At 69.0% G+C, this 23,143-nt stretch carries 14 protein-coding genes; 8 read left to right on the top strand and 6 right to left on the bottom strand.

The genetic code is table 11. From position 1 onward, the window contains the following. Positions 1-3 precede the first annotated feature (3 nt). From ABZ348_RS24300 to ABZ348_RS24290, 3 genes are all read left to right on the top strand, one after another. A complete protein-coding gene (locus tag ABZ348_RS24300; protein WP_358936362.1) occupies positions 4-561 on the top strand; it encodes a DUF6506 family protein in 558 nt (185 codons plus the stop codon). A 120-nt stretch (positions 562-681) separates the two neighbouring features. Beyond that, a complete protein-coding gene (locus tag ABZ348_RS24295) occupies positions 682-894 on the top strand; it encodes a hypothetical protein (protein ID WP_358936361.1) in 213 nt (70 codons plus the stop codon). A gap of 11 nt (positions 895-905) precedes the next feature. Further along, positions 906-1,274 (top strand): DUF6233 domain-containing protein, encoded by a 369-nt coding sequence (locus ABZ348_RS24290; protein ID WP_358936359.1) that lies wholly within the window; start codon positions 906-908, stop codon positions 1,272-1,274. Positions 1,275-1,944: 670 nt separating this feature from the next. Here the strand turns inward: ABZ348_RS24290 and ABZ348_RS24285 are convergent. The 4 genes from ABZ348_RS24285 to ABZ348_RS24270 all read right to left on the bottom strand — a co-directional run bounded on the left by ABZ348_RS24285 (position 1,945) and on the right by ABZ348_RS24270 (position 5,371). After that, positions 1,945-2,592, bottom strand: a complete 648-nt coding sequence (locus ABZ348_RS24285; RefSeq protein WP_358936357.1) for an isochorismatase family protein — start codon at positions 2,590-2,592, stop codon at positions 1,945-1,947. Between the two features lie 143 nt (positions 2,593-2,735). Continuing rightward, positions 2,736-3,236 (bottom strand): MarR family transcriptional regulator, encoded by a 501-nt coding sequence (locus tag ABZ348_RS24280; protein ID WP_358936355.1) that lies wholly within the window; start codon positions 3,234-3,236, stop codon positions 2,736-2,738. A 179-nt stretch (positions 3,237-3,415) separates the two neighbouring features. After that, a complete protein-coding gene (locus ABZ348_RS24275) occupies positions 3,416-3,691 on the bottom strand; it encodes a DUF3040 domain-containing protein (RefSeq protein ID WP_358936353.1) in 276 nt (91 codons plus the stop codon). A gap of 312 nt (positions 3,692-4,003) precedes the next feature. Then, positions 4,004-5,371, bottom strand: a complete 1,368-nt coding sequence (locus tag ABZ348_RS24270; protein WP_358936351.1) for an MFS transporter — start codon at positions 5,369-5,371, stop codon at positions 4,004-4,006. Positions 5,372-5,570: 199 nt separating this feature from the next. On the opposite strand from ABZ348_RS24270, the gene ABZ348_RS24265 reads away from it, so the two are divergent. Together ABZ348_RS24265 and ABZ348_RS24260 are read left to right on the top strand one after the other, a co-directional pair. Continuing rightward, positions 5,571-6,542 (top strand): sugar-binding transcriptional regulator, encoded by a 972-nt coding sequence (locus ABZ348_RS24265; RefSeq protein ID WP_358936349.1) that lies wholly within the window; start codon positions 5,571-5,573, stop codon positions 6,540-6,542. Between the two features lie 31 nt (positions 6,543-6,573). Then, on the top strand, positions 6,574-7,209 hold the full coding sequence (locus tag ABZ348_RS24260) for a class II aldolase/adducin family protein (protein WP_358936347.1): 636 nt from the start codon (positions 6,574-6,576) through the stop codon (positions 7,207-7,209). 356 nt (positions 7,210-7,565) lie between these two features. On the opposite strand, the gene ABZ348_RS24255 is transcribed toward ABZ348_RS24260, so the two are convergent. Beyond that, positions 7,566-8,594: an NAD(P)-dependent oxidoreductase gene (locus ABZ348_RS24255; RefSeq protein ID WP_358936345.1), complete on the bottom strand. Its 1,029-nt coding sequence runs from the start codon at positions 8,592-8,594 to the stop codon at positions 7,566-7,568. Beyond that, the gene (locus ABZ348_RS24250; RefSeq protein WP_358936343.1) at positions 8,591-10,171 is read right to left on the bottom strand and encodes an FGGY family carbohydrate kinase; all 1,581 of its coding nucleotides are present in this window, start codon (positions 10,169-10,171) and stop codon (positions 8,591-8,593) included. The genes ABZ348_RS24255 and ABZ348_RS24250 overlap by 4 nt, the downstream gene beginning before the upstream one ends. A gap of 631 nt (positions 10,172-10,802) precedes the next feature. Between ABZ348_RS24250 and ABZ348_RS24245 the strand changes: the two genes are divergently transcribed. The 3 genes from ABZ348_RS24245 (at position 10,803) to ABZ348_RS24235 (ending at position 23,086) form a co-directional block, all read left to right on the top strand. Continuing rightward, positions 10,803-11,750, top strand: coding sequence for a sterol desaturase family protein (locus tag ABZ348_RS24245; protein WP_358936341.1), 948 nt, complete (start codon positions 10,803-10,805; stop codon positions 11,748-11,750). 103 nt (positions 11,751-11,853) lie between these two features. Then, positions 11,854-21,393, top strand: coding sequence for an amino acid adenylation domain-containing protein (locus tag ABZ348_RS24240; RefSeq protein ID WP_358936339.1), 9,540 nt, complete (start codon positions 11,854-11,856; stop codon positions 21,391-21,393). Continuing rightward, positions 21,383-23,086, top strand: a complete 1,704-nt coding sequence (locus ABZ348_RS24235; RefSeq protein WP_358936338.1) for an NAD(P)/FAD-dependent oxidoreductase — start codon at positions 21,383-21,385, stop codon at positions 23,084-23,086. Before ABZ348_RS24240 ends, ABZ348_RS24235 begins: the two co-directional genes overlap by 11 nt. Positions 23,087-23,143 lie beyond the last annotated feature (57 nt).

Raw genomic sequence — 23,143 nt, 5'->3', positions numbered from 1 at the left:
GTCGTGGCCGGCGATCGAGCGATCATCCATGTGGCCGCTGGGGCCGGGGGCGCCGTGCGCATCGGGGACGAGAAGTCGGGCACCCATATCGTGGCCGCTTCCTCCGTCGAGGCCGCGGTCGCCCTCGCGGTCGAGTTGGTCGACCGTGGGGTCGAGGACATCGATCTGTGCGGTGCGACCGGATACACCTGGACCGCCGCGGTCGAAGCAGCGGTAGCGGGGCGGGCCCGGGTGAGCACGGTCCTCTTCGGTTTTGAGTCGCTGACCAGCGTTGCCGACTACAAGGAGCGGGCGACTGCGGGTGCCGCCCTGACGGCACTCTTCGTCTTCGTGCAGGAGGGGGTCGGACCGGCGAGGGAGCACTTCGTCCACCACGAGGGCGACTCGCGCTCGGTCTTTGTCGCGGTCTCGCACCCGGATCTGGGGGCGGCGGTGGCGGCCGACTTCGCTGATCGGGTCCAGCTGATCGAGTTGTACGGAGGTTTCACCGCGCCCGATGTGGCAGCCGTGATCGCGGCGGTTGACGGACGGATTCCGGTGGGGGTCGCCGCCCGTTCGTAGGTCCGCGATGCGGCTGTCCCCGGCGTCAGTGGTGGCACTGGGGCATGTCCCCATCGAGGTGTGGGCGTGCAGGGCAGGCGTCCGCGCCATCGAGATTCGAACAGGCGTACCATTTTGGTCATGGCTCTTTCCTCGTTCCCGCGCGACCTCCTCGATGCACAGCTACGACCGCACCAGACACAGCCCGTGCACCCCGTACGCAGCGCGCTGTGCCGCGAGGTCAAGGAGCCGGCGGAGTTCACTCCCACCCACGGCCGCGATCTCCCTCTCCTGGCCGGGCACCGGGGCGGGGCGCCCGAGAGTCGCGACCGAACCTTCCTCGCCGCAGCCTGAATCACCTCACGATGAACGATTCCGAGCGGGCCCGACTCCGGGGCGAACTGGAGATGCTGCGGTTCCTGCGGCGGGTGCAGCTCCAGCAATTGGAGCAGACGGAACGGTGGATCGGGAGGGCCGAGCAGCGTCTGGCACGCAAACGTCCGAACGGTCCGGTCCCCTCCCCGCCGCAACGGTCGCCGCGCTCGACTCCCCACGCACGCTGGGTCCTGGAGCGGAGCATCGCAGGGCCGGTCGCCGTCCACACCGCCGAGTGCTGGATACCCGCCGCAGACAGCCAACCGCTCACGCGCGCCCAGGCCCGCAGCGCCATGGCCGAGGGGGTCACGGCGTGTCCGGGATGCCGCGCGGATACGACGATCGACCTGCCCGGATGATCGCTCAGGCACTCCCCCGGCACCGGACCAGCGATGACGGTCGGCGGGTCCCGATGACGGTCGGCGGCCCCTCGCCCGTGCCCGATCTCAACCTCTTTCGGGGTACCGGGCACCGCGCGTTGACTTCGGTTCGGCGTCTTGCGGAGGTCGACCAGGGCCACATGGGACTTCTTGTAGGTGGCGTAGTAGTCGGTGTCGAGACAGGGGCGCTTGGTGCGGAAGGGAAAGGTGCGCGGGGAGAGCGCCTCAGCGGTTTCCGCGTCGACCACGGTCGACCGGATCTTGGACCGTACGGACTCCGCCACGGTCTCGTTGGCCGCTTACGGCAACGGACGGTTCAGGGCCGGCAGGGCATAGGTAGGCGTGCGTTGGAAGACGGTGAGTTCGGTCGCTCGCTCCGCGTCATTCTCGTCGCAGGCGCGCACTCGGACGGCCAGTGACCGGCGTAGCACACAGCACATACCGATCGCACGAGAGCACCATTTTCAGCCGCGCCCGCCATGCTCCGAGCCCGGACATGTCTGTGCCCCCTGGAGCACGAAGCTCCAGGGGGCGCAGCAGGGGGTGACACCACCCGCCGGACGGGCCCCTTGTCCATCCGGAGGGTGGTGTCACCTGCCCGGTGCCTCCGTTCCATCCCTTGGCGGCGGCGCCGGGCGTACGGGGAACGTCAGCCCTGGTTGCCGCTCGCGGCCTGGTGGCTGGCGGAAACGGCCCCGTAGAAGGGCATCGCCAGGTTGCTGAAGATGTCGGCGGTGCCAGCACCACCGGGGGTCTTCCAGTCACGCAGGAGCTCGGAGACGACACCCACGGTGCTGTTGAGGGTGGCGCCGGCGTTCTGGAGGCGCAGCAGGGACGTCTCACGGGCGAGCTTGTTGGTGGTGCCCGACGCATCGAAGACGGCGTGGACTTCGTAGCCGCGGCCGAGTGCGGAGAGGGACGCGAACATCAAGCAAACGTCGGTGATGACACCCGCGATGATGAGGTTGGGACGGTTCATGGCACGGACCGCGTCATCGAAGTTCGGGTCGTCGAAGGCGTCCACTTCGCCCGTGCGGTGGATGATCGGCGCACCGTCGGGAAGCTCGGCGACCAGTTCGGGCAGGAGCGGCCCGTTGGGTCCCTGGGGCGCCGACGTGGTGGCCACGATGGGAAGACCGAAGACCTTCGCGGTACGGGCCAGGGCCTGGGCGTTGCGACGGACTTCGTTCTGGTCGTGGTCCTGCACGCCGAGGATCAGACCGGTCTGGTGGTCGACCAGCAGGATGCCCGTGTTCTCGGGGGTCAACCGGTTGGTCAGGTAGCTGTTGCTGCTCATGTCGCTGATTCCTTGGGGTGAAGCGACCCTGGGGCCGCGGTTCAGGTGCCAACCACAAGCTTTTTGTTGCTTGCGCATTCATCTTAACCGGCAGCCTTCCGTAGGTATTTCCGTGACCATCCACCTCTTGGTGGTGATCTGGGTCACACAGCCGTATCGCACTCCCGGGCGCCCTCAGCGGTCTGGAGCCCATCGAGGATGCCGCGCAGGGAGAGCAGCTGATCCGCCGAGAGCCGGCTCGCAAAGGACCTCTCGACCACCTCGGCGTTGGTCAGGACGGCCGCCCGCAGCAACCCCCGCCCCTCCTCGGTGAGCTCGATCAGTGCGCCACGACCGTCCTCCTCGATCGGCGTGCGGGTGACCAGCCCGCGCTGCGCGAGTCGATCGCACAGCCGGCTCACCGCGCTCTGCGTCAGCACGATCCGCTCCTTGAGGTCCTTGAGTCGCGCACCGCCCAGGGGGATGTTCACCAGGGCGTCGAATTCGCTCACCGAAAGCCGGTGCCGCTCGGCCAGCTCGCGCTCGATCTCGCGGAGCACCGCGTGGTGGATCTCCATGAAGGACCGCCACACACCGACCCTGAAGGATCGGGACGTCGCGGTGGGGGTGGACTGGGACGTGGACCGGGGTACTGCCTGGGACATTGCCGCCTCCTCGTTGCATGCGTACACAACATTTTCGCAGATCGTGTACGCGGGCGGCTCACACCGGAGAACGCGGGCCCCTACGGCGGTCCAATCAACTGAGCATCCTGGCCGGCGTCCGCCTTAGAGGCGGGAAGCGGTTCGGGTGCTACGGAGAAGCACCACCGGCGGCACGCCCGTCACGAGAAGGCGCGAAACAGCAACCGGAACACACCGAGGACGGTCGCCGTCCACACCACGCCGAAGGCGGCGATCACCAAGGGGTGCGAGCTCGTCACTCCGACGACGAGCAAGGTCATCGACAACACCGCCATCAGCGGCAGCAGCGCCCTTCGCCATCGTGGGCGCACCGGGGCTGCGGCGACGCGGCGCTCAAACCGGCGGTCGCGCCGCAAGGCGCTCTCCAGCTCTGCCCAGGCTTGCTGTTCGCGGTCCGTCAACGGTCTGGCCGACATGGTGACCTCCCAGAAGCGTGAGGGAACCTCTCACTTCACGGCGTCCCTTGGCGCGGGGTTACGACACCCTCGGGTCCATCGGTGTCCGCAGGCGGACACCCCTTCCAATGTCGCTCAGCTCCCGTGGGTCCGCCAGTGCCGGGGCAGGAACACCACCGCGCCCGGCACTCACCGGCCCCGGCGCGGGGGCGACGCCTTCGAGCGGGGTACGACGCACACGGGCCGCGGAACGCGAGCGGCGGTGGCGCCCGCGTCCGTCCGGGGCACCACCGCCGTCATGCGTCGGGGCTTCCTTCCTATCGCACCGACCGTCTATCGCACCGACCGTCCCGCCGGTGCGGCACCGACCGGCTCCGTGGCCGGGTTCGCACCCGCGGCCCCGGGGCGTGGTACGACGGACGACTCCGCCTCCGCACCGGGCTCCGGTGCCGGCTGCCGCAGGCAGAACGTGAGGCCGAGGCCCAGCAGATAGATCGAGGCGATCACCCAGACCGTGGCCTCGATGCCGAGCGGTCCCACCAGACCCGCCATGGCGGACCCGGCGAACTGGCTCAGCCCCGCGCCCAGGTTGAGGATGGCGACCGCGCTGGCTATGTGACGGGGAGCGAGGAGCGGCATGATCGCGGACAGGGGGACGAACGCCCCGAGGGCCAGCCCGTAGAAGATGGCCACGGTCAGGGTGAGACCGAAGTTGGGGCCCACGGCCTCGGGCACGTAGAAGAGTGCGAGCACCGTCACACAACAGCCGAGTCCGCCGACCCAGGCGACCGTGTTGACGCTGCCGATCCAGTCGGCCACATAGCCGGAGAGCAGGTTGGCCACGACGTTGGCCAACAGCATGGTGCCCCAGATGGTCTGCCACTGTGCCGTGGAGAAGCCGACCTCATTGACCATGTGGGTCGTCAGGAAGACCACGAACGCATAGAAGGAGAGGGTGTTGATCAGACGGACCACACCACCGATCCCCACGCGGGGATGCGTCTTGACGATGGTGAGCGCGTTGAACATCTTGGCGACGGATTCCTTCGTCGTCTCCGGGGGCTTGGTGACGACTCGGGCCCGGACCAGGAAGACGATCAGACAGCCGCCGGCGGCGACGAACGCGAGCGAGAGCCAGAGCGTCGCCATCTCGCCGATGACGGGGATGACCGCACCGGCGAAGTAGGAACTGATGACGCCGAGGCCCATCGTGGAGGCGAACCAGTACCAACTCACGGCGCGGCTGAGCTTGTCGCCGGGCGTCTCCATCGCGATCCACACCAGGAAGCCGTAGGCGAAGAAGGGGTAGCCCAGGCCACGGATGCCGAAGGTGAGGAGCATGACCGGGTAGTTCCCCGCGGCAACACCGACGGTCAGGAAGAGGACTTCGAAGACCGCCCAGATGCCGAGGCCCAACAGCATGACGCGGCGCGGTCCCCAGGCTTCGGCGAGGGCCCCGGAGAGCCAGGCCGCAACGGCGACGACGAATCCGTACACCGTCCACAACAGGGTGACCTCGCTGCCGGAGAGCCCCCGGGATTCAAGGTACGGGGACAGGAAGCCGACTTCGATGCCGTCGCCGACCATGAAGAGCATGACGGCGAGGAAGCCGAACGCCAGCGGACGGACGATGCCCTGGCGTTCCAGGAACCCCGGACGGGGCGCGGCGGCTTCGGCCGCGGGATGGGGCGAGGTGGTCATGGGCCCTCCGGCATGCACCACAGATGCGTGAACATCTGATCAATATTCGAACCAAAGTGCATGTAATATGAGTGGCGCCCCTGTGGGTGTCAAGCCTTCCCCGCCACCTTTCAGCGCCAACCGGAAGGCACCCGTCCACCAGGCTTGCGGACCCTTGACCGGCAACTGAGCGGCGGGGCAAGATCCGAACGGAGGATCAATGGACAGAACAAATGGTCATAAGCAGCCGCCCTTGGGCAAGATCGCACGCCTGTACTACGAGCACGGCCTCACCCATCAGGAGATCGCCGACCTCTGCGGGCTCTCCCGGATCAAGGTGACCCGGCTGCTCGCCGAAGCCCGCCGGGTCGGCATCGTCGAGATCACCGTGCACAGCGACGACCATCTGTTCGTCGGGTTGGAATCGGCCCTCGGGCAGGCGTACCCGCTGCGCCAGGCATGGGTCGGTCCCACCTTCGCGGACGAGACGCGAGCGCTCCACTCACTGGGAGCGGTGGCCGCCGACTGCGTCGGCACCTTCCTGGACGAGGGGACGACCGTCGCCGTGGGGTTGTCCGGGTCGGTGGCCGCGATCCCCGGGCACCTGCGCTCCGCCACGGCCCTGAATCTGGGCATCGTGCCCCTCACCGGCAGTAGGGGTGGGATTTCGCGAGCGGCGAGTTCCCATGAACTCGCCCTGGCCTTCGCCGCTGCCGTCGGTGGGCACGCCTACCACCTCCCCGCACCCCTGCTCGCCCGCAACGTCGAGGCCGCGCAGGTGTGGCGGGAGGACCCGGCCGTGCAGGAGACGTTGGAGCGCGCCGCTTCGGCGGACGTCCTGATCGCCGGGATCGGCGGTACGAACTCGGACGCCGGCGTCCTCGTCCAGGGCCTGAGCCCGGCAGAACTGGCCGGCATCCGCGAGCGGGGCGCGGTGGGCGACATCGCGGGGCGCTTCTTCGACGCGGACGGCGCCGCGGTGGCCGGCGAGGTCGACGAACGGCTGATCGGTCTGGACCTCGACCAGCTGCGGGCGGTGCCCGTCCGCATCGGAGTGGCACGCGGCGCCGACAAGCGTCCGGCACTGGACGTCGCGGTGCGCGAGGGACTGATCAATGTGCTGGTGACCGATGTCAGCACCGCCGAAGGGCTGTTGGCGAGCGCCGATGCCCGGACAGAACGGCCGGCGTGAACGGGCCGGCGATCCGACGAGAGGACCTGAAGTGAAGCCGGTACACACCCTTGACGGCCTATGCGAACAGTTGGCGGAGGTCGGGCGGCTCGCCGTGGAGCGCGGGCTGGTCCTCGCCAGCGGCGGCAATCTCTCCGCACGGCTGCCGGGCGGCGATGAGTTCGTCGTCACCGGCGCGGGGACCTGGCTGGACCGGCTGGAGCCCACGGACTTCACCGTGATGACGGTGGCGGGCGAGCGAACCGGGGGCGCGGCCAAGCCGTCGAGCGAGTGGAAGCTGCACCAACGGACCTACGAGGTGCGTCCGGATGTGAACTGCGTCGTGCACCTCCATCCCCAACACGCGGTCCTGCTGGACGCGGTGGGTGAGGAGATCCGTCTGATCACCCTGGACCACGCGTACTACGTCCGCTCCGTGGGCACGGTTGCGTACCATCCCAACGGGTCGGACGAGCTCGCCGACGCTTCGGCCGAGCAGGCGCGCAAGCACGACTGCATGGTGCTCTCGCACCACGGTTGCTCCTCGCTGGGCGCGGACATAGGGATGGCGTTCCGCCGTGCGATGAACTTGGAGGAGGCCGCCGTGGCGACCTATCGGGCCCTGACCCTGGGCAACACCACCGCCTCCTTCCCGGCGTCGGAACTGGCCGCCCTCCACCATGCGTAGGCCCTGACGTCCTCCCCGGCCCCGGGCGGGCACCCCACCATGCACGGGGTGCCCGCCCGTGGATGGTGGGGTGCCCGCCTCCGGGTCCACGGGCCCGAGGGAGCCCCGGCGAGGGGGCAAGCCGATGGCCGACCGGACGCCCAAGGGGCCGGTCGGCCACCGATTTCACCGTGCTGCTGAGCTACTGCCTGCGGTAGGCCCGCATACGAGGGCACATGCGAGGGCACTCCGCCCCCGGCGGCCTGCGCCGTCGTGGACGCCTATGCGCTCGGGGCCGAAGAGGGCGTCACCGTCCCCGGTACGGGGCGCGGCGGGCATGACCTCGGGTGTGCCTGCCGCGCCCGTACCTCTCGCCGTCAAGCCTGGCGTGCGCCGACCGGGAGGTCGGCGGCGTTGGCCACGGCTGCGGGCCGTCCGCCCTCGGCCCAGACGCGCAGGGCCCGTTCCGCAATCCGCGAGTGTTCGGTGATGACATCGTCCGACGCACCCCCGATGTGGGGGGTGAGGGTGACGTTGTCGAGCCGGAACAACTCGTCGTCGGTCGTGGGCGGCTCGCTCCAGAACACATCGAGTCCGGCGCCGGCGATCCGCTTCTCCCGCAGGGCCGAGAGCAGCGCCGCTTCCTCCACCACGGCCGCCCGACCCGCATTGATCAAGTACGCATCCGGGCGCATCAGGGCGATCTCCTCGGCGCCGACCAACCCGACGGTGGACTCATGGAGGGGAACGTGCACGGTGACGACGTCGGAACGGCTCATCAGTACGTCCAAGCCCACCACCTCGGCCTGGTCTCCGAATGCGTCAGCCGCGAGGAAGGGGTCGTACACCAGCACGTCCATCCCGAACGCCAGGGCCCGGCGCATCACTCGACGCCCGATGGCGCCGCCGCCCAGGATCCCCAGGGTGCGACCGCCCAAACCGATTCCGCGGAACCGAGCATAGGGCTCGAAGACGTCGTCGGAGGTCCAGTGGCCCGCCCGCATCCACCGTTCGGCGGCGCTGGTGTGGCGGACCGTGGAGAGGATCAACGCGAAGGCGAGATCGGCGGTGATCTCCGCATTGCGTGCCGGAGTGGTGGCCACCGGTATGCCCCGTCGAGTGCACGCGGGCAGATCCACATTGACCGGACTGGCCCGGCAGGAGACCACGAACTTCAGTGCCGGGGCCGCGTCCAGCGCCTTCTGGTCGACCTCGTCCACTTCGCACACCACGGCGTCCGCCACCGCGAGACGGTCGAGGAGTTCGGGCCTGGCGAGTGAGGCACCGGCCATGGACGGCTCGACCACATCGACATCGAACAGCTCGGCGAGCCGGGTGACAGCCGCGGGGTCGAAGGGGGCGGTGATGAGCAGTCGCGGGCGCGGGGAGGTACGGGCACTGGTCACGAGGACTCCGTTCCGTCGACGTCGGGCGCCGACTCCGGGAAGGGGGACGGGAGGGCTTCGGTCGAGGCCCTCAGTTCACGCAGGGACGGCCACACGGAACGCAGTGCGTCCCTGGCCGCGGCGAAGGCCAGCGCCTGTCGGTCCGCGAGGTCACGCGACGCAGGATCGGGCAGGAACACATCGACGGGACGGGCCAGCGCAGCGAGTGCCGCATCGAGGTCGGTGGCCGTACCACCGCTGACCATGGCCAGCGCGGCGACGCCACGGGCCCCCAACTCGGGTGCGGTGGAGCGCTCGACCGGCCTGCCGACGACATCCGCGAGAATCTGGCAGAGCAGATCGGACGAGGCCGATCCACCGGCGATCCGCAGCACCCCGCCGTCGACCGGCGCCCCCAGACACTCGCGCACGGTGAACGCGATCCCCTCGTAGACGGCGCGCACCAGTTGCCCCGCCGTCGTCCGAATGCTCATCCCCACCCAGGCGGCGGATGCCGCCCGGTCGACGAAGGGTGCGCGCTCGCCGTGGGGCGAGCCGTAGGGGAGGTAGACGACACCGCCGGCGCCCGCGCCTGCTGCCGCGGCGAGTTCTTCGACCTCCGCCCAACCTCTGCCGTCCAGCCCGGTCACCCGGGTGACCCAGTCGAGGTTGGGCGCACCCGCCATCGGGGCGAGGCATTCCAGCACCTGTCGGCCGAGGCCCGTTGCCAATGTGATCGCGGCTTCCGCCCGTGAGGGCCCCTTGCGATCACGGACGGTCGCGGTGAAGGCGGTCGTCCCCACGATGAGATAGGCATCGCCCGGGCGTAGTGCGCCCAGCCCGATGCCGCCGGCCGCGGCGTCCACCAGGCCGGTGGCGACGGGCACCCCCACCGGCAGGCCGGTGGCCGTTGCGGCCTCCGCACGGATCGTGCCGGCGGTGGACCAGGGCGCTCGCACCGGCGCGAGGAGGTGCCTAAAGCGTTGGTGTCCCAGTCCTTCGATCAGTGCGTCCGAGTACGTTCCGGTGGCCACGTCGAGGTAAGTCCGGGACGCTTCGGAGGCATCGGTGGCGATCTCACCGGTCAGCCGGAAGCGGATCCAGTCCTTGCAGTTGAGGTGGTGGGCGGCCTGCTCCAGTCGGGCCGGGTGGTCCTGTTCCAGTTGCTCCAGCAGGACCGGCAGGGCCCCGGGGAACAGAGAGGAGCCTGTGACGTCCCGCACCAGGGCGCCACGGCCGTCCGACTCCCACTCCTCGACCCGGGCCGCAGCGGTGCCGTCCATCCAGATGGCGGCGGGGCCGCAGGGTCGTCCGGTGGCGTCCACCAGCCAAGCCCCGTCCCCCTGGCCGGTCACCCCGACGGCCGTGACATCGATGTCTCCGCCTGCCTGCCGAAGAGCCGCACGCACGGTGCTGCAGACCGCGGACCATGCGGCTTCCATGTCCTGCTCCACCCGGTCGCCCTGGTGCACGACGGCCAAAGGCACCCGCGACCAACCGAGTTGCTCGCCGTCCGGAGCGAGGACCACCGCTTTGACCGCGGTCGTGCCGGCGTCGATGCCGACCACTGCCTGCCGAGCCACTGATGAACCTCCCATCACCACATCATGAACATTGGTTCATCGAACGATCTAAAGTGCAGCAAATTTAGGCGGGCGCGCTGTCACCGTCAACCGTCCCGGGCAACCGTCCGGCGTGAGGCCTCGCCACGCACCCGCACCAGCACTTCCCCACGGACTCCGATCGACCGGGCTCAGGAACGACGACGAACCCCGTGCGCCCGAGGGGGCCGCCCGGCAGCGCGACACGCGAGGGGACCTCGCACGATCCCGAACCCGGCGAGCACCGGGCGCCACCACAGTCGGACCGACGCCCGGACCCACACCGGGAAGCTCCTATCAAGTGACTAGTAGCACTATGTAACTCACATTGATTAAAAATCATCGGCTTCATTCCCTAACTGTCGGGAACCCTGTTCAATAAATATTGAATAAGGGCGGTAGCGTAGCGGGCCATTCTGTCGAAAGAATTTCAGGAATCGCATTTCGTTTCCCGCGCACCGACACCCTTGGCTTTCGAGCACCTCACGATCACGCAATAGATTTTCACCACATACCAATGCCCAACGGCCGCGTTTCACGGGCTGCACTCCTGGGCGATTCACTGTGCTTTCCCCACTCCGTTCTTCATCGATTTCGCTATGCCGTGTCCCTCCCAGAGGAGCCATGGATGGAAGAGTTCAACAGAGCAGCCGACGGAGAGACGACCCCCGCGCGGGAAGCAGCCGGGGAGGGGTCCGTCCGCAGCCCGTCGATGAGCTCGGTGTTGCGACGCGCGGCCTATCCCGCCCTCCTGGTCGGCACCCTGGTGACCGGAGGGGTGGCACTGAGCAGGGAATGGGATCCCACCCGGATCAGTCCCCTCTTCCTCATGGGTGTCCTGCTCTACCTCACCGCCCTCGAAAGGCTGATTCCGTACGACCGCGCTTGGCATCCCAGCCGCAGCGAATGGCGCTGGTACGGCATCTACTTCCTGTTCACCATGGTGGGGAGTGCTCTGGCCCAGGCGCTGGTGAGCACGGCCGTCGCCGCGCTGTCGCCCACGGTGCCCGCGCTCCCCCTGGGTGTGGAGATTCCCAGCGCCCTCCTGTTGGGCTCGCTGGCCAGCTATCTCGTACACCGACTGGGGCACACCCAACCCCTTTTGTGGCGCCTCCACGGTGTGCACCACGTTCCACAGAAGGTGAATGTCGCCAACAATGGGGTCAATCATGTTCTCGATATCGTCCTGGCCCAAGGGTTTGTGCAGTTGGCCCTTGCCCTTGCGGGATTCTCTCGGGAATCAGTCTTCGTCGTGGGCCTCTTCGTGACCGCTCAGGGCTATTTCGTCCATGCCAACATCGACGTGCACATCGGCCGTCTGAACCATTTACTCGCCAGCCCCGAACAGCACCGCCTGCACCACAGCACCGCCCTGTCCGAAGCCGGTCACTACGGGTCCGACCTCTCCGTCTGGGACCACCTCTTCGGCAGCTACACCTGGCGGCCCGGTCGCGCACCCGTCGCGGTCGGCCTCAGCAATCCGGCGTCCTTCCCCGACACCGGCCAGATCGTCGCCAGCCTCCTCCATCCCGCCCGCCGCCCACCACGGGACGGCGGTGACACCCCTGGGAACTGACGGCCGGGCCCCTGCCCTCCGCACCCCTGCGGGACCCACCCACCCCGCACTTCCCCACCGTGTCCCTCCGTGCCACAGCGCCACGACATTGAGGAGTTCGACCATGGCTGACGCGACCCGCAACCCCCTGCGCGGCCGAGTGGCGATCATCGGCATGGGTTGTCGGCTGCCCGGTGGCGCGTCGGACCACCGGGGGTTCTGGCGGAATCTGATAGACGGAAAGGACTGCATCACCCCGACGCCGGCCGATCGGTACGACGTCTCCACACTGGCCAGCCGGTACAAGGACAAGCCGGGACGACTGGTCGGCGGCCGGGGCGGCTACATCGAGGGCTTCGACGAGTTCGACCCCGCGTTCTTCGGTATCAGCCCGCGCGAGGCGGACCATATGGATCCGCAACAGCGCAAGCTCCTGGAAGTGGCCTGGGAGGCGTTGGAGGACGGTGGTCAGCGGCCGTCGGAACTCGCCGGGAGCGACGTCGCCGTCTTCATGGGCGCCTTCACCCTCGACTACAAGATCCTCCAGTTCTCCGACCTCGACTTCGGCTCGCTCGCCGCGCACACCGCCACCGGCACGATGATGACGATGGTGTCGAACCGCATCTCGTACTGCTTCGACTTCCGCGGCCCGAGCCTGTCCATCGACACGGCGTGCAGTTCTTCCCTGGTCGCCGTGCACCTCGCCTGCGAGAGCCTGCTCCGTGGGGAGACGACGCTCGCCCTCGCCGGCGGAGTGCTGCTGCACATGGCTCCGCAGTACACGATCGCCGAGACCAAGGGCGGGTTCCTCTCCCCCGACGGCCGCTCCCGCACCTTCGACGCGGCGGCCAACGGCTACGTACGGGCCGAAGGCGTGGGCGTGGTCGCGCTGAAGCGACTGGAAGACGCCCTGCGCGACGCAGACCCGATCCACGCCGTCGTCCTCGGCAGCGGGGTCAACCAGGACGGCCGTACCAACGGCATCACCGTCCCCAACCCCGACGCACAGGTCGCCCTCATCGAACGCGTCTGCGCCGAAGCCGGCATCACGCCGGGTGACCTGCAGTACATGGAGGCACACGGCACCTCCACCCCGCTCGGCGACCCGATCGAGGCCAATGCATTGGGCCGGGCACTGTCCATCGGACGGGCACCGGGCGCGAAGTGCTACGTCGGGTCGGTCAAGACCAACATCGGCCACACCGAGTCGGCCGCTGGAATCGCCGGACTCATCAAGACAGCCCTGTGCCTGCGCCATCGGCGCATCCCCCCGCACATCAATCTGGATCGGCTCAATCCGGCGATCGACCCGGCATCGCTCCCGTACGCGATCCCCACGGCCGCCGTCGACTGGCCCGAGCACCACGGTCCCGCCCGCGCGGGGGTGAACTCCTTCGGCTTCGGCGGCACCAACGCCCATGTCGTACTGGAGGAGCCACCGCCGCGGCAGGAGGCCGCGACACCCGCCGCGCCCTCGCCCCGCGCCTGGAACATCCTCCCGCTGACCGCCCGCACCGCCGATGCCCTGCCCCAGGTCGCCGAGGGCCTGCACCGTGAACTCGCCGGCGTCCACGGCCCCGTCGCGTCCTTGACCGACATCGGCCATACGCTGGCCCACCGGCGGCAGCACCTGGAGTCGCGCCTCTCGTTCGTCTACTCCTCCCGTGCGTCGCTGGACGAGACCCTCGCGGCCTACCTACGGGGCGAACCCCACCCGGGCGCGGTGCAGGGACGCCTGCTCGACGAGGCGGATCGACGGCTGGTGTGGGTCTTCACCGGAATGGGACCCCAGTGGTGGGGCATGGGCCGTGAACTCCTGGCGACGGAGCCGGTGTTCCGCGACGCGGTCCTGCGCTGTGACCGTGAGATCCGCACGCTCACCGACTGGTCCCTGATCAAGGAGATGACCGCGGACGAGTCCACCTCGCACATGGGCGAGACCTGGCTCGCACAACCCGCGAACTTCGCCCTCCAGATCGGGCTCGCGGCGCTCTGGCGTGCCCACGGGGTACGGCCGGATGCCATCGTTGGCCACAGCACCGGCGAGATCGCCGCCTTCTACGAAGCCGGGGTGTACGACCTCCGGGACGCGGTGCGCATCGCCGTGCACCGCAGCCGCCTCCAGCAGAAGCTCTCGGGCACGGGCACCATGCTCGCCGTCAGCCTCACCGAGGAGGAGGCCGACCGTCGAGTCCTGCCCTACGGGGGCCGGGTGTCCATCGCAGCGGTCAACAGCCCCACCGCCGTCACCCTCGCGGGCGAGGAGGAGGCACTCGCGGCACTCGCGGACGAACTCCGCGCCGAGCAGGTCTTCACCAAGTTCCTGGCCGTGCGGGTGCCCTACCACAGCGCCGGCATGGAGTTGATCAAGGACGAGCTGCTGAGCTCACTCGCCGGGCTGGAGCCCCGACCCGCCCGCGTGCCGCTCTATACCACGGCGTACGAAGGCGTCGCAGACGGTCCGGAACTGGACGGACAGTACTGGTGGCGCAATGTCCGGGACCGGGTGCGCTTCCGTGCCGCGGTGGACCGCATCGCCGACGACGGACACCGCCTGTTCCTGGAGATCGGGCCCCATCCGGTCCTGGGGCACTCCATCCGCGAGTCCCTCGACCAGCGCGAGCTGACCTGCCAGGTCATCCCGTCGATCCGTCGACAGGAGAGGGAAGCCGATCGCTTCGCCGCGTCCCTGGCGACGCTCCACAACGTCGGCGTCCCCATCTCCTGGGATGTCCTCCACCCCGCGGGCTCGCCCGTCCCCCTGCCCCGGTACCCCTGGAAGCGCGACCGTCACTGGACGGAGCCGGCGCCGGTCGCACGGGTACGCCTCGGGGAACACGACCATCCGCTCCTCGGCCGCCGCGCCGACCACCCCGACCCGACCTGGCACGCCGAGATCGACGCCGAGGTGCTGCCCTATCTCGCCGACCACCGGATGCAGGACGCCGTCGTCTTCCCCGCGGCGGGCTATCTGGCGATGGCGGCGGAAGCGGTCCGTACCCTCACGGGCGGTCGGCACGTGGTCCTCGGGGACATCGAACTGCGCCGGGCGCTTTTCCTGCCGGAGAGAGAACGCAAGACCGTGACGCTCTGTCTGTCGGCGGAGAGTGCGGCGTTCACCGTCGCCTCGACACCTGGCGGCCAAGGACACGCCATCGACGATCTGACCGTGCACACCACCGGTGTGGTCCGTACGGGACAGCGTCGGTCCTTCGGCCCGGGCCTGGAGTGGACAGCCGTCGCGGCACGCAGCCAGCGCAGGCTCGACGGTGACGACTGCTACACGGCACTCGCCGCACTCGGCTACCACTACGGTCCGGCGTTCCGGGCCGTCGACGAGGTGTGGATCGGCCCCGACGAGGCCCTGGCGCGGCTGCGACCGCCGGCCGCGATCGACGGGGACGCAGCCGAACACCACATCCATCCCGTCCTGCTCGACGCCTGCTTCCAGACACTGCTCACCCCCCAACTCCTGCCCTCACGGGCCCGACCGCCCGGCAGTGGGATCCGACTGCCGCTCTCCATCGGGGAGGTGAGCCTCGCGCCGGTCGGGGACCGACCCCTGTGGGTGCACGCCACGGTGACGCGCACGGACGGGAACGAACTCGTGGGCGACATCGCCCTCTACGCGGACGATGGCACGGCGCTCGGTCTCGTCTCGGAGTTCCGCGTGGCGGACGTGGAGACGGCTTCCACCACCGTCAGCCGGGGGACGATCGACTCCTGGCTCACCGAAACCGTGTGGATCGAGCGCCCCGCCCTGCCGTCAGAAGAGGCGACGAGCGACCTCGCGCGGGCCTTCGCGGTCGAGGCGTTGGCTCCCGGAACGGAGGCGGACCAGGGCGACTGGCTCGTGTTCGCCGACTCCCGGGGCGTCGGCGCAGCACTGGCCGGCCTGGCAGCCGAACGGGGCGTCCGGTGCCATCTCGTGCACCCCGGCGAGTCCTACCGGGCCGACGACGAGCCCGTGAGGTGCCGCCGCACCGCGGGACGGGAGTTCACCGTCGTTCCCGGGTCGACCGGGCAGCTGGAGCAGGTGTTCTCGGCACTCCGGATGGAGGGTGGAAGTGCCTTCGGCGCAGTGGTCCACCTCTGGAACCTGGACCTTCCGGGCCTCGCGTCGGCTTCGGCCGCGGACCTGGTGACGCACGGCAACACCGGCAGCTATTCGCTCGTGGCACTGGCGCGCGTCCTGCTGTCGGCCGGTGTCGGCGGTCGGCTCCACATCGTCACCGAGGGCGCGCAGGCCGTCCTGCCACAGGACCGGGTCGAACCGTTGGGTGCTCCGGCGTGGGGAGTCGGGCGGGTGTTGTGGCAACAGGAGCTCACCGGACACCGCGGCAAGCTGATCGACCTCGATCCTGTGGATTTCCACGACCCCGCCGACGGGGAACGGCCCGCCGTGCGTCGGGCACACGCCCTGCTGCGGGAGATCATCACCGCGGACGAACAGGAGATCGCGCTCCGCCGTGAACACCGCCTCACCAGCCGGATTCGGCAGGCGGACGGGCTGACCCAGCCGCTTCCACTGCGGTTGCGGCCGGACGGCAGCTATCTGGTGACCGGGGCGTTCGGCGCGCTGGGACGCCTGTTGTGCCGGACCCTCGTCCAGCGCGGGGCCCGTCGGCTGATCCTGCTGGGGCGCACCCGGCTGCCCGACCGCGACCGGTGGCGTCTCATCGATCCGGACACCGCCGAAGGTCGTGCGATCGCCTTTCTGAAGGAGTTGGAGTCGCTGGGGGCACAGCCGATCACGGCCAGGGTCGACATCACCGACGAACAGGCCCTGGTCAACTGGCTCGACGAGTACCGGCGCGGCGATCCGCCGCCGATCCGTGGGGTGTTCCATCTTGCGGCCCAGGTGCGGGACGCACTCGTACCGGAGATGGACCGGGAGACCTTCGACCGGGTGCACGGCCCGAAGGCCATCGGTGCACACCTGCTCCATCGGTATCTGCAGGACGAGCCACTGGAGCACTTCGTGCTCTTCTCGTCGATCGCGTCCCTGTTGACAACGGCGGGCCAGACGAACTACGCCTCGGCCAATGCGTTCGTGGACGCCCTCGCACAGCACCGCAGGGCGCAGGGTCTGCCTGCCCTCAGCATCAACTGGGGTCCGTGGGCGACCGGCATGATCGAGGAACTGGGACTGGTCGACCACTACCTCAACAACCGCGGGATGAGTTCCCTCGCACCGGACGTGGGGATGGCGGTGCTGGAACGCGTCATCGGTCAGGACCGGGCGCAACTGCTCGTGGCCACCGTGGTCGACTGGCCGGTCTTCACCTCCTGGTACGGCACGGCGCCCGATCTGGTGAGCGAGCTCGCCGCTGCGGCCCCGCCGAGCCGGTTGGGCACCGGACACGATCTCGTCGATGCGTTCCGGGCCGCCGAGACGGAGGAGGAGCGTCGCTCCCTGGTGTCCGAGCGCTTCACTGCACTGGCGGCCTCCGTGCTGCGAACCGGGCCGGAGCGGATCGACTCCGCTGCGGGCCTCGGGGTGCTGGGCCTGGACTCCCTGCTGGCGATGGAGTTGCGCGGGCGCATCCAAGCGGACTTCGGGATCGCGCTCCCGGTGGTGGCGCTGCTGAGTGGCACGCCGGTGGTCGATCTTGTCGAGCAGGTGTACGTCGCCCTGGTGGCCGTGGTGGCGAGTGAGACCGCGAGCGACGCTCCGGCCGCGTGGCAGGTATTCGAAGACGAGCACGAGTACCCGCTGACGCAGAACCAACAGGCTTTGTGGTTCCTCAAACAGCTCAATCCCGACGGCTACGCCTACAACATCGGCGGGGCGGTGGAGATCGCCGTCGAACTCGATCCCGAGCTGATGTTCGATGCGGTGCGGCGGACGGTCGCGCGCCACCCCGCGCTACGGACGAACTTCCACCTGGCCGACGGGCACGCCGTCCAGCGCGTCCACGAGGACGTCACCGCGGACGTGCTGTTGTTCGACGTGCAGGGGCAGGCGTGGGAGGACATCCACCGCACGATCGTCAGCGAGTACCGCAAACCGTACGACCTCGCTCATGACCCGCTGTTCCGGTTCCGGCTGTTCAAGCGGGCGCCCGACCGCTGGGTGATGATGAAGGCGGTCCACCACATCGTCTCGGACGCCATCTCGACCTTCACCTTCATCGAGGAACTGCTGGCCGTCTACGAGGGCCTGCGGCGCGATGTGGAACCGCAGCTGCCTGCGGTGTCAGCCCGGTACCTCGACTTCCTCAACGATCAGAACCGCTTCCTGGCCGGCCCGGACGCCGAGCGGATGCTCGACTACTGGCGCTCGCACCTCCCGGAGCGGGTACCACTCCTCGACCTTCCCGTCGACAAGCCCCGTCCTGCCGTGCAGACCCACAACGGCGCTTCGGAGTTCTTCGTCCTGGACGCCGGGCTCAGCGCCCGCGTCCACGAACTGGCTCGTGCCCACCAGGTGACGCCGTTCGTGGTGCTGCTCAGCGCCTACTACATCCTGTTGCACCGCTACTCGGGGCAGGACCACCTGATCGTCGGTAGTCCGGTGACCGGTCGCACCCGGCAGGAGTTCTCGTCCGTGTACGGGTACTTCGTCAATCCCCTCCCCCTCCATGCGGATCTGTCGGGGGAACCGTCGGTCTCCGCCCTGCTGGAGCAGGTCCGCCGGTCCGTGCTGGGCGGGCTGGACAACCAGGAGTACCCGTTCGTGCTGCTGGTCGACAAGCTGGGCCTCCAACACGATCCCAGCAGGTCCGCGGTCTTCCAGGCCATGTTCATCCTCCTCACCCACAAGGTGGCGACGGAGAAGTACGGCTACCGCCTCCAGTACATTGAACTACCGGAGGAGGAGGGTCAGTTCGACCTGACGCTCTCCGCCTACGAGGACGAGGCCGAGCACCGCTTCCACTGCGTGTTCAAGTACAACACCGATCTCTTCCTGCCCCAGACGATGGAGCGGCTGGCATCGCACTACGTCCATCTACTCGACCGGTTGACCCGCGCCGATTCCGATGTGTCCGTCACCGAACTGGACATGTTGGGGAACGCGGAACACGAACGGCTGTCCTATGAGTGGAGCGGTGCACAACGCCTCGCCCTCACCGCCGGCCCCACCGTGGAAGCCGAGCCCACGGTGGCCGTCCACGAACTCATCCGGCAGCGGGCTGCGGAGCGTCCCGGCGCGATCGCCGTACGGGTACCCGCGGCTCCCGGGAGCGAGGGCCGGCAGCTGACGTACGCCGAACTCGACGGCCGATCCGATCGACTGGCCACGCGGTTGGTCGACCTCGGAGTGGGCCCCGGCGCGGTGGTCGCCCTCTGCCTCGACAAGTCGCCCGAGCTGATCGTCGCCTTGGTGGGGGTGTTGAAGGCCGGCGGTGCGTATCTGCCGATCCAGCCCGATCATCCGGTGGAGCGGATCGCCCAGATGGTGCACACCGCGAACGCCGTACTGCTGGTCGTCGGCGACGTCACGGGCCGGGCCGGGCTGCCGGGCCTGCCCGTCGAAACACTGACACTGGCCGAGTTGGGGGTGGCTGCACCGGGTCGACCCGATCCGGTCGCCCCGACCGCTGATGCGCTCGCCTCCGGCCCACCGGCCCCAGCGTTGGACCCGAACTCACCGGCGTACCTGATCCACACCTCCGGTTCCACCGGCCGTCCCAAGGCCGTCGAGGTCAGCCACCGCAATCTGGCGTCGGCGTACGACGCATGGCGTGACGAGTACGGGCTGGCCGGTCTCGGGGTGCACCTCCAGATGGCGGCTCCGTCGTTCGACGTGTTCACGGGCGATGTGGTGCGGGCGTTGTGCTCCGGCGGGAGTCTGGTGCTGGTCGACCGTGACCTGCTCTTCGACACCGCGCGGCTGTACCGCACGATGCGGGAGGAAGGCGTCGACTGCGCCGAGTTCGTCCCGGCCGTGGTGCGCGGCCTCATGGACCACTGCGACATCAACGCGGTGGGGCTGGACTTCCTCCGGCTGCTGATCGTCGGATCCGATGCCTGGAAGGTGGAGGAGTACCAGCGGCTGCGGAGGCTCGCCGGCCCGCAGACCCGGGTGGTCAACTCCTACGGCGTCACCGAGGCCACCATCGACAGCGCCTACTTCGAGGGTCCGGTCGACGATCTGGAGCCGGGCCGGATGGTCCCGGTCGGCAAGCCGCTCGCCAACAGCACGCTCCACGTCCTCGACGCCCACGGCGAACCGGTGCCGCCCGGCGTGCCCGGTGAGCTGTGGATCGGCGGCGCCGGCGTGGCGACCGGTTACGTCGGCGATCCGGACCAGACGGCGGAGCGCTTCGTGACCCGAAGGCTGAGCCGTCGGTCCGACGCCGCACCCGCACGGCTGTACCGGAGCGGTGACCTGGCCCGTTGGGACGCACAGGGGCGCGTCCACCTGCTGGGCAGGGCCGACACCCAGATCAAACTGCACGGTCACCGCATGGAGATCGATGAGATCGAATCCCGACTGGCCCAGTGGCCGGGGCTGGCGCGCACGGTGGTCGCGGTCCGCCCGGACGCCCGGGGCGAAGCCGTGCTCTGCGCCTACTGCGTCCCCGATGAGGGCACCGGAGTGGACCGGCGCGCACTGCGCCGCCATCTCGCCGGCTTCCTCCCCACGTACATGATCCCCTCCCACTTCATCGAACTGCCCGCGCTGCCGCTGACCGCGCACGGCAAGGTGGACACCGCCGCGCTGCCCGCGCCACCGGCCGTGCAGGGAGGGGGCGCGGACGAGGAGACATCGTACGAGGCGCCTGCCACCCGGTACGAGCAGAGCATCGCCCGTCACTGGACGGCACTCCTGGGACGAGAGACGATCGGGCTGGAGCACGACTTCTTCGAATGCGGCGGCAGCTCGATCAAACTGATCGAACTGATCCACCACCTCCAGGGCGAGTTCGGCATCACCATCCCCGTCAGCCGGTTGTACCGGGTCACCACCCTGCACGGGATGGCCGCGGCGGTGGAGGAACTCGTCGAGCGGGGCGGCGAAGACCACACGCCCTACATCGGGTTCAACACCGGCCCGGGCGAGCGCGTCTTCTGCTTCCCTCCGGCGGGCGGTCACGGGCTCGTCTACCGGGGGTTCGCCGGGCATCTGCCGCAGTACCGGTTCGTCGCCTTCAACTACCTGCCGGGCGGCGACAAGGTGGCCCGCTACGCCGATCTGGTCGAGAACGTCCAGCCCCGGGGGCGCTGTCTACTGCTCGGCTACTCCCTCGGCGGCAATCTGGCCTTCGAAACCGCGAAGGAACTGGAGCGCCGGGGGCGTGAAGTCGCCCATGTGATCATCCTCGACTCCCAACGCATCCAGGAGCCGTACGTCGCCGGCCACGAGCACATCACCGCCTTCGAAGGCGAGCTCCGCGAGCACCTGCGCAAACACACCGGGTCGGACATCGTCGCCCGGGAGACGTTGGAGCACGCCGCGGAGTACCTGGCCTTCTGCGGTCGCACGCCCAATCTCGGTGAGGTCGCCGCCGCTGTCAGCGTCATCACGGACGAGGAGAAGGCGGAACTCTACGCGGCCGGCGCGTACGGCACCTGGGACGGCAGTTCCACCACCGTCCACACCGTGCTCCGTGGCTCGGGCGTCCACGCAGACATGCTCGATCCGGATCATCTCGCCCACAACACCGGACTCGTACACCGGGTCCTGTCGGCGGACGGGACCGCCCATGCACGATGAAGGCACGCTCGACTGGACCAGCCGTCCGCCCGCAACCGCCGTACGGAAGCGCACGCCCCGCGATCGACCGCGGGTGATCGTCATCGGTGCCGGTGTGGCCGGGATGTCAACCGGCTGCTACGCCCAGATGAGTGGGATGCAGGCCCTGATCCTGGAGAAGCACGTCCTTCCCGGCGGCTGCTGCACGGCCTGGGCCCGCGACGGATATGTCTTCGACTACTGCATCGAGTGGCTGATCGGCACCGCGCCCGGCAACGAGGCGCACCAGGTGTGGCGCGAACTCGGAGCGCTCGACGGCAAGTCGATCACCCACTTCGACATGTTCAACCGGGTCGTCGACGAGGACGGCCGATCGGTCACGTTCTACAACGACCCGCGGCGGCTTGAGCAGCACCTGTTGGAGCTGTCGCCCGAGGACGCCAGGCTGATCGAGTCGTTCTGCCGGGACCTGCGGAGGTTCTGTTCGATCGAGCTGTACCCCTTCTTGACCGCACCGGCGCTACGGACCGTCCGGGAGCGCGCGGCGATCCTCAAGACGGTGCTCCCCGCGTTCCGGCTGTTCTGGCGGACCGCGGCGACGCCCATGCACACCTTCGCCGACCGGTTCCAGGACCCGCTGTTGCGACGGGCCTTCCGCAACATCTTCTTCCAGGACCCCGAGGGCTTTCCCCTGCTGCCGTACCTGTTCAACATGGCGGGCGCCCATCACCGCAACGCCGGCTTCCCCCAGGGCGGATCGCTCGCCCTGGCCCGGTCGATCGAGGAGCGCTACACCTCGTTGGGCGGCTCGATCGAGTATCGGGCCCGCGTCGGCCGGGTGCTGGTCGAGGACGACCGTGCGGTGGGGGTCCAGCTGACCAACGGCAAGCGGTACTACGCCGACCACGTCGTGTCCGCCTGCGATGGCCACACCACCATCTACTCACTCCTCGGCGGCCAGTACACGGGACCGCGGATCGAGAAGCTCTACGACGAGTTGTTGACCGCTCCAGGCACGCTCTTCCCCGCCGTGGTCTCCGCCTTCGTCGGCGTGGCGGGCGACCTCGGCGACGACCGGACCCACAGCACCACCTACCTCCTCTCCCCCGAGGACGCCGACCGGCTGCCCGGCGCACTGCAGCGGAGCATCGTGGTGCAGCTGCGCTCCCGGTACTCCGACGGTTTCGCACCACCGGGGAAGTCGGTCATCCACTGCACCTACTTCAGTGACTACGCGTACTGGAAGAAGCTGCGCACCAGCGACCGCAAGGAGTACTGGGCGCAGAAGCGCCGGGTGGCCGTGTTCGTCCGGGAGTTCCTGGAGCGGCACCGGCCCGGCATCGCCGACCGGATCGAGCTGGTCGACGTGGCGTCACCGGCCACCACCAAGCGGTACACGGGGAACTTCGACGGCAGCATCCTGGCCTGGAAGGCGTTCTCGGAGGCGGACGACGTGGCGGCGAAACTGGTCGGCAAGGACCGCATGCGGCTGCCGGGGTTGCGTGACTTCTCGATGGCGGGGCAGTGGGTCGGTCTCGGCGGGCTCATCCGTGCCGCGTCGACCGGACGTTTCGTGACCCAGTACCTGTGCGAGGAGTGGGGGTTGCCCTTCACCGCGTGGGAGAGCACGCCGACGGAACCGTGGCACCGCGACAAGTTCGGGCACCTGCCGCAGTTGGACCGAAGGCCCGGTCGGGGCGATTCCGGTTCATGACGTTTTTCATGACTCATTCATGACGAAGAGTCCCGGGCGTCGGGCACGGGAGAAGGG

This window comes from Streptomyces sp. NPDC005963 (assembly GCF_040638655.1).
Lineage (GTDB): Bacteria > Actinomycetota > Actinomycetes > Streptomycetales > Streptomycetaceae > Streptomyces.
This window is presented reverse-complemented; position numbering and strand designations above follow the sequence as displayed.

Coding starts and splice junctions, on each gene's coding strand:
- ABZ348_RS24295 (WP_358936361.1), top strand. CDS start 682: ATGGCTCTTTCCTCGTTCCCGCGCGACCTCCTCGATGCACAGCTACGA.
- ABZ348_RS24290 (WP_358936359.1), top strand. CDS start 906: ATGAACGATTCCGAGCGGGCCCGACTCCGGGGCGAACTGGAGATGCTG.
- ABZ348_RS24285 (WP_358936357.1), bottom strand. CDS start 2,592: ATGAGCAGCAACAGCTACCTGACCAACCGGTTGACCCCCGAGAACACG.
- ABZ348_RS24280 (WP_358936355.1), bottom strand. CDS start 3,236: ATGTCCCAGGCAGTACCCCGGTCCACGTCCCAGTCCACCCCCACCGCG.
- ABZ348_RS24275 (WP_358936353.1), bottom strand. CDS start 3,691: ATGTCGGCCAGACCGTTGACGGACCGCGAACAGCAAGCCTGGGCAGAG.
- ABZ348_RS24270 (WP_358936351.1), bottom strand. CDS start 5,371: ATGACCACCTCGCCCCATCCCGCGGCCGAAGCCGCCGCGCCCCGTCCG.
- ABZ348_RS24265 (WP_358936349.1), top strand. CDS start 5,571: ATGGACAGAACAAATGGTCATAAGCAGCCGCCCTTGGGCAAGATCGCA.
- ABZ348_RS24250 (WP_358936343.1), bottom strand. CDS start 10,171: ATGGGAGGTTCATCAGTGGCTCGGCAGGCAGTGGTCGGCATCGACGCC.
- ABZ348_RS24245 (WP_358936341.1), top strand. CDS start 10,803: ATGGAAGAGTTCAACAGAGCAGCCGACGGAGAGACGACCCCCGCGCGG.
- ABZ348_RS24240 (WP_358936339.1), top strand. CDS start 11,854: ATGGCTGACGCGACCCGCAACCCCCTGCGCGGCCGAGTGGCGATCATC.
- ABZ348_RS24235 (WP_358936338.1), top strand. CDS start 21,383: ATGCACGATGAAGGCACGCTCGACTGGACCAGCCGTCCGCCCGCAACC.